This window comes from Selenomonas ruminantium subsp. lactilytica TAM6421, from assembly GCF_000284095.1.
Taxonomy (GTDB): domain Bacteria; phylum Bacillota; class Negativicutes; order Selenomonadales; family Selenomonadaceae; genus Selenomonas_A; species Selenomonas_A lactilytica.
Window position 1 is genome coordinate 636,742 of the sequence record NC_017068.1, and the last position, 13,275, is coordinate 650,016.

Here is a 13,275-nt window from a genome sequence, read left to right on the forward strand (position 1 = left end):
GACGCATCATGGATGACCAGGTATTACGCCCAGCAGTTGGCGGTCCAGACGCAGGTTATCTGCTCGAATTCCTTCAGGATGGCGTTTTCGTAACGATATATCCCAGTGATGGCGCGGAAATGCTTTTTGAATTGTCTGATGTACGGCAAAGTCTGCAGGAAAATGGTGTCATTGATTACGATATCATTGAACTTTCCAAAATCATTCGGGAAGCGGCAGGCCAGCCAAGAAAGATCGCCGATGAATATGTGGAAGTAATGGAAGAAGAAAATGAAATATTATCTGCAGAAGAGAAAAAGGCTGCAGAACAGGAGGAAATTGACGAGAGCGAGCAGGCAGGTCTCATCATCGATGTGAGCCGTGACCAGATGATTGCCACAGTACGCTATGATACTACCAAGGGATCCGGTCTGCCTTCGGCTGCAGAGGTAAAGGAAGCTTTGTCGGAGAAGGGTGTCGTTTTTGGCATTAACGAGGAAGCTATCGAAAAAGGCGTTAAGAGCCTTACACCTTTTGTGGCTGCTGAGGGCAAGCAGGTACAGCACGGGGATAATGCCCGGATTGAGCGGAAATTTGATCTTTCCAATAAGAACAAACCGAAGATAGATGAGTATAACCGAGCCAACTACAAGGATATGGGACTCTTTGTACTGGCTAAGAAGGGGGATCTTCTGGCTGTGCGGATTCCACAGACAGAAGGTGTTCCGGGAAAGAACATCTTCGGAATTGATGTGCCAGCCCGTACAGGACGGCCGATTCCCATACCTCAGGGGAAAAATACTGAGGTGCGTAATGAAAATGAACTCTATGCTACCATGAGTGGTCAGATCGTGGACAATCCACGCAGGATTGATATTGATCCGCATCTGGAAATCCGCTCCAGTGTTGGCGCTGGGACGGGGAATATCGATTTTGTCGGCGGTGTATCCATCAAGGGCAACGTTGAGGCAGGCTTTATAGTCAAGGCTACCGGTGATATCGAAATTGGCGGCATGGTAAATGGTGCGGATGTATCTGGCCGCAATATCCTCATCAAGGGGGGGATTGTCGGACAGAACCGTGGCTTGGTAAAGGCCACTGAGGATGTGCGGGCACTCTTTGCCGAAAATGCCAACATAGAAGCTGGCCGTGATGTGGTGATTACGGATACGATCCTTCATTCCAATGTGCGGGCCGGCAAATGCATTTACGTGGAAGAGCGCAAGGGCATCATCACTGGTGGCAGCGTAGCAGCCAGCGAAGAAATTCGCTGCAAGCTGGTGGGTAATCCTGCTGCTGTGGTGACAAGGCTGTCCGTTGGTGTTGACCCCACGGTACAACAGAAATATACGGATCTCTGCAAAGAGTGCAAAGCAGATCGGGCCCGTTTGAAACAGATAACCCAGATGCTGAATACCTTGGGCAAGATCGATGTCAGCCGTCTGCCGCAGCAGCGCATCGATCAGATCAATGCCCTGACCCGGTCGCAATTCCCTCTGGCCGGCAAGATCAAGCGGGCGGAGAAAGAGATCATAGAATTGGAAGAGGCTATGGGGCGCATGAGTGATGGCAAGATAAGGGTTACGGATACGATATATCCCGGCGTCCGCATCAGCATCAATTCCATCATGATGAATGTACAAAGCACCATCCGCCGTTGCCTGTTGACGGTGAAAGATGATCGCATCAATATTGGTACTTATTAGCAAAGTCGCCCCCAGCAGGGGGCGGCTTTGTGTCACAAGAAAGAGGTGAGGAGCATGGATGTCAGCCCCATGAGTATGCAGATGATTGTGCCCCGGGCCACGGATGCAGGACAGGTACAGCATAATCTCAATCAGGCCAGCGCCTTGCAGTCAGATTATCAGGCACTGGAACAAAAACGTGAGGATGAACTGAAACAGCAGCAGGTACGGGAAAAAGATAATCCCGAGGATGGCCGCATCAAGGATGATCCGGACCGGCAGAAGAAGCAGGGAGGCGGCTCCCGTGGACGGCGGCGCGGCCCAGGAATGCCGGAAGAACAGGCCGAAGAACCCATCATGAAGATGGCCGAAGATCCATCCCGGGGGCATTTATTAGACATTAGCCTGTAAATATCGTATAATCTTAGGTGATTATATCGTGGGAGGAGTTAATTTTTACCTATGGTTCCAGAAATATTAGGATTTCTCATTATAGCCGGTGCATTGCTGGTACTCGTAGTACGTTATATTTCCCAGCGCCGTCAGGGCGTGGACATGGAGGAACTGCAGACCTCTACGGAACAGTTGAAGGCGGAGCTGACACGTTCGGCTGATGCGGTGATCGCCCGCATGGGCAATCATATCCAGCATCTGGAGGGGCTTATCCGGCAGGCCGATGAGCGCAATGTACGCCTAGAAGCCAGCTTGAATGAATACAAACGCCTGGCAGGTGAGATGGAGGAGCGTTCGGCAACCCTGAATCGGGAACTCAGTGAAGCCCGCAGGGTCATTGCCGAATTGGCGGCCTATCAGTCTGTGCCACTGGTGCCGCCTGCAAGTCCCATTAGGAGCCGTCAGGCAGCGATTTCTGCCCGGCGGCGGGTGGATGATCAGGAATTTGCGGCTGTGCTGCAGAATTCCCTGGACCGCCAGGAGGATATGGAGCAAACGCCCTCTTTGACCTCCGAACCGGCCATCAATGCACAGCAGGCCGCTGGTCTGGCCGAGGCAATGAACCGCAAGCCGGAAGAAAACGAGGAGAAGATATCTCCGGAACCGGAAGAGGAAGAAAAGAAAGCTCCGGCCGAGCCTCGCGAGGAAAAGCCGATCTCTCCCAATGCAGCCAAGGCTAAGGCTTTGCTGCGCAGCGGCTACTCCGTGGAAGATACAGCCAGGGAAACCGGTATGGGACGCGGTGCGATTGAGCTCCTGCGGGAGATGAACCGCCGGGAGTTGGATGATAAGCAGCGCTAAATTCCATTGACAGTGCCTGTTAACTTTGCTAAAATATTTCCAGCGATGAAAAAGAGGAGTAGCGCATGATAGCGAGGCTGGGAGGGTGCAAGCCAGCCAACAGCGTGAAGGGCACTTTGGAGCAGCAGACAAATGAAAACTTTGAGGTGGGCTTCCGTCAAGGAAACCAATCAGGGTGGAACCGCGGGAATATAGTCTCGTCCCTGTAACGTGAGCGTTACGGGGGCGGGGCTTTTATAGTTTTGTCAACCGTAACAGTAGGAAAAGGAGTTGTACCTATGAAATTTCAGGAAATCATCCTGGCTCTGCAGAAATTCTGGTCAGAGCAGGGCTGTATCTTAGCTCAGCCCTATGATGTGGAAAAAGGTGCGGGCACGATGAACCCCTCCACCTTTTTGCGTGTGCTTGGCCCCGAGCCTTGGAACGTGGCTTATGTGGAGCCGTCCCGCCGCCCGGCCGATGGCCGCTATGGCGATAATCCGAACCGTCTTTATCAGCACCATCAGTTCCAGGTCATCATGAAGCCGTCCCCGGACAACATTCAGGAGCTCTATCTGGAGAGCCTTGAACGTCTGGGCATCGATCCGAAACAGCACGATATCCGCTTCGTTGAGGATAACTGGGAATCCCCGACGCTGGGCGCCTGGGGCCTGGGTTGGGAAGTATGGCTCGACGGCATGGAAATCACCCAGTTCACCTACTTCCAGCAGGTGGGCAGCCAGGACGTGAAGCCAGTAGCTTCCGAAATCACCTACGGTTTGGAGCGTCTGGCCATGTATATCCAGGGGGTGGAAAACGTCTATGACATTCAGTGGACGGATGATTACACCTATGGCGATGTATTCCATCAGAACGAGTACGAGCAGTCTGCGTACGCCTTTGACCTGTCCGATGAAAAGCTGTTGTTTGAGATGTTTGACAAGTACGAGGCTGAAGCTGTGCGCGTAATCGCTGAAGGCTATGTGCATCCGGCTTACGACTATGTGCTCAAGTGCTCCCATACCTTCAACCTGCTGGATGCCCGCGGGGCCATCTCCGTGTCCCAGCGTACGGCTTTCATCGGCCGCGTGCGCAAGCTGGCGCGTCTGTGTGCGGAATGTTACTTGAAACAGCGTGAGGAGCTTGGTTATCCCATGCTGCACAGGGGGGAGAAATAATGAGCAAGGATTTACTGTTAGAAATCGGCACGGAAGAAGTACCGGCGCATGTCATGCCGGGCATCCTTGCCCAGTTGAAAGAAAATGCGGCCAAGGCCTTTGCTGATAACCGCATTGCCTGCGGGGAAATCCGCACCATCGGCACCCCCCGCCGCACGGCTCTGCTCGTAAAAGACCTGGCAGAGAAACAGGAAGATGTATCCAGCGAAAACCGCGGCCCATCCGTTGCCATCGCCTTCGATGCTGATGGCAATCCCACCAAGGCTGCCCAGGGCTTTGCCCGCGGCCAGGGTATCGACCCGAAAGATCTCGTGAGCAAGGACGGCTATGTCTATGCCATGGTGCATGAAAAGGGCAAGGAAACCAGTGAACTGCTGCAGACCATCCTGCCGGAACTCATCTGCGGCCTGAACTTCCCCAACAACATGCGTTGGCGTGATCTGGACTTCAAGTTCATCCGTCCCCTGCGCTGGATTGTAGCTCTCTATGATGCAGAAGTTGTGCCCTTTGAAGTGGCTGAGGTTAAATCCGGCAACACTTCCCGCGGCCACCGTTTCCTGTCCCAGGGAGATTTCACCATCAGCAGCGCTGCTGACTACGAAAAAGCTTGCGAGGAAAATTTCGTCATCGTGGATCAGGAAAAGCGCAAGGCTATGATTCGCGAACAGATTGCTGAAGTGGCCGAAAAGAACGGCGGCAAGGCGGAAATCACCGAAGACCTGCTGGAAGAAGTGCTCTACCTCGTAGAATATCCGACGGCTCTCTGTGGCAAGTTCGAGGAAAAATATCTGGAACTGCCCCCGGAAACGGTCATCACCCCGATGCGCGACCATCAGCGCTACTTCCCGGTGAAGGATGCCGACGGTAAACTGTTGCCCCTCTTCATCACGGTGCGCAATGGTGGCAGCGAATACCTCGAAACGGTACAGCATGGTAATGAGCGTGTACTGCGTGCCCGCCTGGCGGATGCCCAGTTCTTCTTTGACGAAGACCGCAAGAAGAGCCTCGAAGAGCATCGCGAAAAGCTCAAGACTGTTGTGTTCCAGCAGGGCCTGGGCACCATGTATGAAAAATCCGAGCGCCTCGTAGAGCTGGCTGGCTTTATTGCCGATGAAATCGGTGCGGATGAAAAAGCTCATAAAAATGCTCAGCGTGCCGCTCTCCTGTCCAAGGCCGATCTCGTGACCGGCATGGTCACCGAGTTCACGGAACTGCAGGGCATCATGGGCCGCGAATATGCAAAGCTCGATGGCGAGTGTGAAGAAGTGGCCATGGCCATTGATGAGCATTATATGCCCCGCTTTGCCGGCGATAACCAGCCCCAGACGGAAGCTGGCCGCATCGTGAGCCTTGCTGACAAGATCGATACCATTGTGGGTACCTTCAGCCGAGGCAAGATCCCCACGGGCTCCCAGGATCCCTTTGCTCTGCGCCGTCAGGCTCTGGGCCTCGTGAACATGCTGATCGAAGCCAAGTGGAACGTAAGCCTCAGCAAGATCGTGGCCAAATCCATGGAACTCTACGGCCTTACGGAGGAGAAAGCCCGCGAAAAGATGCAGGCTGATGTGGCTGACTTTATGCGCCTGCGCCTCAAGAACGTGCTGGAAGCTGTCCGCTATGACGTGGTGGATGCCGTACTGGAAAACATCGACGATATCTACGCCGTCAGCCTGCGCGCTGCCGCTGCAGCCAAGTTCGTGGAAACGGCAGATGCCGCTGCGAACATCCAGGCCTTCGTGCGTGCCTCCAATCTGGCCAAGAAAGCCGAAGTTACGGAAATCAGCGAAAGCACTTTCGTGGCTGACGAAGAAAAGGCTCTCTATGATGTCTACAAATCCACCAACAGTGCTGTAGCCAGCCTGGTGGATGGTCAGGACTATACCGGTGCCATCGATGCCCTCAAGGAACTGTCCAAGCCCATCGATGCCTTCTTCGATGCCGTTATGGTCATGGATAAAGATGAGGCCATCAAGAACAACCGTCTGGCTCTGCTGAAAGCCATCGACACGTTGGTCAACAAAGTGGCCGATTTCAGCAAGATTGTCTTGTAAGATCCACCAATAAAAAATGCTGTGTCCTATCTTGACTGGACACAGCGTTTTTTTATGAAAAATTATGAAAAAAATCCTCCTAAAGGAAATTTTCACGCATGAAAGTGTATGTATATATATTGAGGGAGAATTTCTATTATAATCTAGGAGGTATTAACATGAAAAACTATGCTTACATCCGTGTGTCGTCTATTGACCAGAATGAGGACCGCCAGTTGCGGGCCATGCAGGAACTGCATATCCCCGAGAAGCAGATCTTTGTGGATAAGCAATCCGGGAAAGACTTCAATCGGCAGAGCTACAAACGGCTCTGCCGTGTCATGCGTAAAGGAGATTTGCTCTACGTGCTGAGCATCGACCGCCTGGGGCGCAATTACAAGGAAATCCAGAACCAATGGCGCTATCTGACCACTGACAAGGGCATCGATATCTGCGTCATTGATATGCCCCTGCTTGACACACGGCAGTATAAGGACCTGCTGGGCACATTCATTGCCGATATCGTCCTGCAGATACTTTCCTTCGTCGCCGAATCTGAACGGGAAAATATCAGGAAGCGTCAGGCACAGGGCATCAGCGCCGCCAAGGCCAAAGGCATCCGCTTCGGCCGCCCGGAAGCGGAGCTGCCGGATAACTTCTGCAACCTGGTCCAAAGATGGCAGAATAACAGAATGTCGCTGGAAGAGGTGTTGAAGGCCTGCTCCATCAGCCGCTCCACCTTCTTCCGCCGCCTCCGAGAACTGAAAATCCAATAACTGAAAAGAGGAACCGCCTTATGCAGACTGGTCATCCCAGCCTGAAAAGACGGTTCCTCTTTTTATATTACAGTGTCATAAAGTGTACTTTTTGAGACTATCGCATCACGAAAACCATTATAGCAAAAGCATCTTGCAATGTCCATTTTATTTCGGTTTTTTTTCACCAGATGTAACTTTTTGAGACTAAAAATACAGTGTACATCATAAATACTCTATTTAGCAATGCATTTTAGGTAGATATCAAAAAGTACACTTTTTGATATAAGTTACAGCGCATAACAAATAAAGGCAAAGGACGTGTAACGTGTACCATCCTTCATAATATGCAAAAGGAGATAGCAAATGTTCCAAGTACGACAGACCGAAGAAATGCTCAATAAGACCTTCCGCCTCCCACAGAGCCTTCTGGAGGAGCTGGCTAAGGTAGCCGAGCACGAAAAGGTATCTGTAAATAATTTAGTGCGTCAATGTTGCGAATATGCATTGGCGAACATGAAGCATGAAAAATAAACAACGCAAGGAGAACTAATATGGAACAACAAAACGAAGAATCAATCGACCTTGGCAAGCTTATGCACGTTCTTGCCGACCGCAAGAAGACCGTGGGGAAAATCGTAGGCGGCTGCACGGCACTGGCTCTTATCGTGGCTTTTGCTCTGCCGAAGACTTATGAATCTACAACTACGGTACAAGCCCGTGTAAGAGGCGTTGGCGTTACGGAAGCGTCTCAGGCTATGATGGCTATGGGGATGGGAGCAGCCACATCTCCAGTAATGAATTATATAGAACTGATGAAATCTAATACCGTCCTGCAGCCCATTATTGACGAGCTGGATTGGGATGAAGACAAGAAAAAAAATCTGCTGCCCAAAGATTTTGCCAAGAAAAATCTGAAGATAGAGAACGTCAAGCAGACCAATATTATCACGGTTACTGCTGAGGGGAAGTCGCCGGAAGAAGCACAGATGATCTCCCAGCATGTGGTGGATAACTTCCTGCAGATGATGACGGATATGAACAAGGAAACCCAGAGCCTGCTGATGCAGTTCCTGGCAGAACGCATCGAGAATGCAAGAAAAGAAGCGGAAGAAGCCCGCAATAAATTTGCCAATTACCAGCAGGAGCACGGAATCTACAGTCCGGATGAACAGGCCAAGGCGGCGGTGAACAAAATGAATGCCTTTGACGAGGCAATCAGCCAGATGAAGGTAAGTCAGACGGCCAATCAGGCCAAGATAGACAGCGTAACGGCAAAATTGGGTGATGTAAAGGCAAACAGCATCAACTTCCAGATCAGTGACAACCCTACAGTGCAGGGCTTGCGGGATAAAATTGTAGCCCAGCAGCTGGAAGTTGTCAGCCTGCGGCAGAAATACACCGATGAAAATCCGGCGGTTATCCGCGCTCAGGAACAATTGGGACAGCTGCAGCAAAGCCTGACCAATGAAGTAAATGCGGTAGTAGGTTCGAAATACGCAACTTCCACCCCGGCGCAGGCTGCATTGATACAGGAACAGATAAGCGCCCAGGTCGCTATCGACGTATCCAAAGCAAGTGAAGAGGCTATTGCAAAACGCCGTGATGAAAAACAAAAGAAACTGGATGCGTTCCCGCAAAAAGTGCAGGATTACATGGATCTGCAAAGGGATACCAAAATAAAGGAAGAGATTTATAGCAATCTGCAAACCCGGTTCGAGCAAAACCGCATCCAGCAGGCCATGGATTCCATGGATGTCCAGATCGTCGACTCAGCTAATCTGCCAGATGTAGACAGACCGGCAGGGCCAAGGAAGGGGCTGATAACGCTGATTGGTTTTGTTATCGGCTGTCTGATCAGCATCGGATACGGGCTTATCTGTTACAAAAAGCAAGAGGCTTAAATTAAAGTGAAAGGAGCTTGATTGTGCAAGCGAGGAAATTTCCCACATCAAGAAAGTTAATGCTATGGATAGGTGACATACTCCTGATAGCGCTGGCGTATATTGTCGCCAACAATATCATCACGGATGGTGAATTTTTGCGGGGAAATATCTATCCATATTCAGGGGTTATGTCTTTGTTAGTAGTGCTGACCATACTGCTGCTGAATGTAAATGGTCTGTATTCCATCGAACATAAGCGCTTTGCGGAAATCATGCTTAGCACTGTGGTGGCTAATCTCTGCAGCTTTGTTTTGATCCTGTCACTTGGCTTTTTTATTCAGGAGCTGTCTTATTCCGTGGGAATATTAGGAATGGGCATAATTCTGCAGACTGTATTGCTGATAGTATGGCGTTATCTTGGCTGGTGGGTGGAACAGGAAATTCACCAGCGCAGGAATGTCATGCTGATGGGCAGCCAGGAAGAATGTGATCATGTTTATCAGCGCTTGCGCAAACAGCCACAACTGAATCTGAAACTGAAATACATCTGTACTGATATCGAACAATCCGAATGGCAAAAAGCTGCCGACGATGTGGAGGTGGTTATCCTTTGTCCTGAACTGCGGCATCGCTACAAAGTAGCCGTTATAAACTACTGCCATCAAAATGGCAAGGAAGCGCTGCTTATTCCCAACACGTATGAAATATTTTGTGCTGGAGTTGAATTGGACAAAATAGACGATATACCGGTATTTCGGCCCCAGAGCCTCGTGCCCAGTTTGGAAACAAGAATCATGAAGCGTTTGCTGGATATAGTCGTTTCTGGCATCGGTTTTATCTGTGCATTGCCCTTTATGGTGGTCACAGCTATCGCTATCAAAATCTTCGATCCCGGCCCCATGCTCTATAGCCAGATTCGTACAGGACGAGATGGCAAAGAATTCCGCGTTTATAAATTCCGTACCATGAAAGTGGATGCGGAAAAATATACCGGCCCCATGCTGGCACAAGAAAATGATCCCCGGATTACCAGGCTGGGGAAATTCCTTCGGGCTGTCAGGTTGGACGAACTGCCCCAGATCTGGAATGTGGTTATCGGTGATATGAGCATAGTAGGGCCGAGACCGGAGCGACCATTCTTTGTAGAACAGTTTACAAAAGAAACCCCGGAATATGCTTATCGGCATAATGTCAAGCCTGGTATCACTGGTATGGCTCAGGTTTACGGAAAATATAATACCACAGCCTTTGATAAGTTAGTGTATGATCTCACGTATATTGAAAGATGTAATATCCTGACTGATTTTGTCATAATGATCCAGACGGTAAAGGTGCTTTTTACCAAGAGTGCCACGGAAGGTATGAGAGGTAGGCAGGTGAGTTTGGATGTAGATGAGTACGATATTATTAATAATGGATATAAAGAAATAAAATAAAGTAAGGGTTTTAAGGAGTAAACGTGTATGCTAGTTAGTATTATCATGCCGACATATAATTGTGGCTCATTCATAGGGAAATCTATAGAATCTGTATTAAAGCAGACCCTGAAAGATTGGGAGTTACTAATTGTGGATGATTGTAGCACTGATAACACAGAAGCAGTCGTTAGGGAATATGCAATACAGCATAAGCAAATTCATTATATACGTTTAACCTGTAATAGTGGAGTGGCAAACGCTCGAACTGAAGGAATAAGAAAGGCACGAGGACAGTATGTTGCATTCCTTGACAGCGATGATATTTGGTTGCCTCAAAAATTAGAAAAACAAATTAAATTTATGCAGGATAATAAGATATCGTTTTCCTGTACTGGTTATGAATGTATGAATGAACTAGGTGAATCGCTTCACTATGCATTTATACCACCAAAGGAAATAACATATGAAAAATGTATATTGTTGTCAAACCCTATTGGAAATCTAACGGTAATTTATAATCAAAACATATTAGGTAAATTCGAAGTGCCATCAATACGTAAACGAAATGATTTTGCTTTGTGGTTACAAATTTTGAAGAAAACGGATAAATGTTATGGAATGCAAGATATATTAGGCGTTTATAGAATGGGGAGAAGAGGGTCTATAAGTTATAATAAATTGAGCCAATTAAGATATCATTGGAAGTTATACCATGATATTGAAAAACATAGCATGGTTAGAAGTGCCCTTGAAATATTGTGTTGGATTTTAGTAAAGGGAACAAAATTTGGCTTAAAAAAGTGAGGACATAGAATAGAGTTAGTGGTAGAAATTGATGTAAAAGGGAACTATATGAAAGTTTTAATAATTGATCCGTGGGGGAATGGAAATTCTTCATATTTACATGGTATTGCTGAGGGGTTGTCAAAAAAAATAAATTTGTGCTTGGTAACGAGTCGTGGCTTTCACTCTAAAGATAATATAAAAATAAAAAAGATTTTTTTTCCAATATCAGATCGTTTGAAAGGTGGATTTTTTAGACGAATGATAAGGGGAGGTGAATATATATTAGCCTATCTGTATATAATTTTTTATATAAGAAAAAGCCGCTTTGATGTAATACATGTTCAGTGGCTTCTTTGGTACAAGCTTGATGTGTTATTTTTACGTTGCATATCCTTGTTTTGCCCAATCGTGTATACGGCACATAATGCGATTCCTCATATTAAATCAAGCAGTAATAAAGAATTGGAAAAGATTTATAAAATTGTAGATAAAATTATTGTTCATGGTGGTGCAATAAAAAGGGAATTGCTAGATCTATTTCAAATTTCAACTAATAAGATTAATATAATTCCACACGGGGCATATATCAATGTAAAGAAGACGTATATTGAGGATGAGAAGATAAGAGGAATAAAAAGACTTATTCAAAATTATAATCGTGTGTTCTTGTTTGAAGGATATATTTTTTATAATAAAGGCGTTGATAGATTAGTTAAAATATGGATAGATGATTTTGCATGCGGAAATGAATTATTGATAATAGCTGGAAAGGTGAATGAAGACTATAAAGAATTTACAACAGTTAAAAGTGAGATGAATATAAAAAATAATATATTATATATTCCAGGATTTATCGAAGAAAATCTCATGACTTTTCTAATGCAAACAAGCGATGTGTTTGTTTTGCCATATAGGCATGCAAGTATGAGTGGAGTGATTTTTTCTGCAGCGGCGTATAAAAAGGCAGTTTTATCTACCAAAGTAGGAGCAATCCCAGAATATATAATTGATAATGAAACAGGTTTTTTGTGTAGCAACAATGATCAAGCATTACGTAAAAAAATATCGGAGATTTCATCTGTGCCTAAAACAAAGCTTATTGATGTGGGAGAAGCTTTGTTTGTGAACGTTATGAATGAATATAATTGGAATAAGATTTCAGATGAAACTTTAGATGTATATCAACTTATAGAGAGATAATACAATGGAAATATACTATATACTTTTTTTTATTCTTGTTTTTTTTTCATTGCTAGAAGTATTTAAAATAGGAACAATTGAAAAAAAATATATATTATTAAATTTTTCACTAATTTGCCTAATACTTGGCACAGTAAGATATAATACGGGAACTGATTGGGAGACGTATTATGCGTTTTTTAATCAGGGCTATACATATGAATATTTCATGAGTGATTATAACTTTGAAATTGGTTATAAATTTTTAAATTATTTAATTAAGAATTCGGCAGATGAATACTATTGCTTATTATTCATTATTAGTAGTGTTTGCGTATATAGTTATTATCGGAGCATAACATACTTTTCGACATATAACATTACTGCAACATTAATATTGTTTTCTGCATTTTTTTATGGAGTTTTTCCAGTTAGAACAACAATAGTAATGGCAATATCTTTGCTGACTTATCGTATGATTGCTAAAAGAAATAAAGTTGGCTTTATAATTACTGTTTTATTAGCTTTAAGTATACATAGGATAGCAATAATACTATTGCCTGCATATTATTTATATTATAAAAATTTTAGTACATTAAAAATGATATTGATAATGCTGATATGTCTAATTGTAGGAGAATTTAATTTTATAATGAATCTTACAAGTTACATGACAGGAATTGATTCAGTGTATTTGTCTAAATTAATATCATATGCAGAACGTAGCCAAAATGGAGAACAGTTTGGTGCATCTATCGATAAAGAACAAGTATCAAATTATATGATTGTATTAAAATTTATTTTTATTTTATTATTGCTACGATATAGAGCGTTTTTTGCGAAAAAAATATATAATTTTAATGGTTTAATTAATATGTTTTTTGTGGGCAGTTGTTTATATTTCTTATTAGTATTTACATCAGCAGAAATTGCAACTCGTCTTACCGGACCATATACGGTATCTGAATATCTATTGATGGTTAATGCGCTAAATATATCGGATAAATTAATGATAAAAATAGGTATATGGCTTATTATTGTTGCGTCTGCTTTCGTAAGACTGTATTTAAAGATAGGTGTTTTTCCAAACGCCTATGTTCCCTATAATACAATGTTTGGAATAATATGGTGACGGATAAGTATATT

General features: G+C 45.5%; 12 protein-coding genes. All 12 read left to right on the forward strand.

What is annotated here, in order from left to right; genetic code table 11:
- Positions 1-8 precede the first annotated feature (8 nt).
- On the forward strand, positions 9-1,685 hold the full coding sequence (locus SELR_RS02970) for a flagellar assembly protein A (RefSeq protein ID WP_014423718.1): 1,677 nt from the start codon (positions 9-11) through the stop codon (positions 1,683-1,685).
- 69 nt (positions 1,686-1,754) lie between these two features.
- Positions 1,755-2,075, forward strand: a complete 321-nt coding sequence (locus SELR_RS02975; protein ID WP_050992787.1) for a hypothetical protein — start codon at positions 1,755-1,757, stop codon at positions 2,073-2,075.
- A gap of 51 nt (positions 2,076-2,126) precedes the next feature.
- Positions 2,127-2,918 carry a hypothetical protein gene (locus SELR_RS02980; RefSeq protein ID WP_014423720.1) on the forward strand — a complete coding sequence of 264 codons (792 nt, stop codon included), beginning with the start codon at positions 2,127-2,129 and terminating at the stop codon, positions 2,916-2,918.
- 278 nt (positions 2,919-3,196) lie between these two features.
- Positions 3,197-4,075 carry a glycine--tRNA ligase subunit alpha gene (glyQ, locus tag SELR_RS02985; RefSeq protein ID WP_014423721.1) on the forward strand — a complete coding sequence of 293 codons (879 nt, stop codon included), beginning with the start codon at positions 3,197-3,199 and terminating at the stop codon, positions 4,073-4,075.
- Complete coding sequence (glyS, locus tag SELR_RS02990; protein ID WP_014423722.1) at positions 4,075-6,126, forward strand: glycine--tRNA ligase subunit beta; 2,052 nt, start codon at positions 4,075-4,077, stop codon at positions 6,124-6,126. Before glyQ ends, glyS begins: the two co-directional genes overlap by 1 nt.
- A gap of 158 nt (positions 6,127-6,284) precedes the next feature.
- Positions 6,285-6,881 carry a recombinase family protein gene (locus SELR_RS02995; RefSeq protein WP_014423723.1) on the forward strand — a complete coding sequence of 199 codons (597 nt, stop codon included), beginning with the start codon at positions 6,285-6,287 and terminating at the stop codon, positions 6,879-6,881.
- Between the two features lie 345 nt (positions 6,882-7,226).
- Entirely contained in the window at positions 7,227-7,394 is a 168-nt protein-coding gene (locus tag SELR_RS18745) for a hypothetical protein (RefSeq protein ID WP_014423724.1), read from the forward strand.
- A gap of 20 nt (positions 7,395-7,414) precedes the next feature.
- Entirely contained in the window at positions 7,415-8,764 is a 1,350-nt protein-coding gene (locus tag SELR_RS03000) for a GumC family protein (RefSeq protein ID WP_014423725.1), read from the forward strand.
- A 59-nt stretch (positions 8,765-8,823) separates the two neighbouring features.
- On the forward strand, positions 8,824-10,182 hold the full coding sequence (locus SELR_RS03005; RefSeq protein WP_080585403.1) for a sugar transferase: 1,359 nt from the start codon (positions 8,824-8,826) through the stop codon (positions 10,180-10,182).
- A gap of 27 nt (positions 10,183-10,209) precedes the next feature.
- A complete protein-coding gene (locus SELR_RS03010) occupies positions 10,210-10,968 on the forward strand; it encodes a glycosyltransferase family 2 protein (protein ID WP_014423727.1) in 759 nt (252 codons plus the stop codon).
- A gap of 48 nt (positions 10,969-11,016) precedes the next feature.
- Entirely contained in the window at positions 11,017-12,150 is a 1,134-nt protein-coding gene (locus SELR_RS03015) for a glycosyltransferase family 4 protein (RefSeq protein ID WP_014423728.1), read from the forward strand.
- 4 nt (positions 12,151-12,154) lie between these two features.
- Positions 12,155-13,261 (forward strand): EpsG family protein, encoded by a 1,107-nt coding sequence (locus SELR_RS03020; protein ID WP_014423729.1) that lies wholly within the window; start codon positions 12,155-12,157, stop codon positions 13,259-13,261.
- Positions 13,262-13,275: the final 14 nt, after the last annotated feature.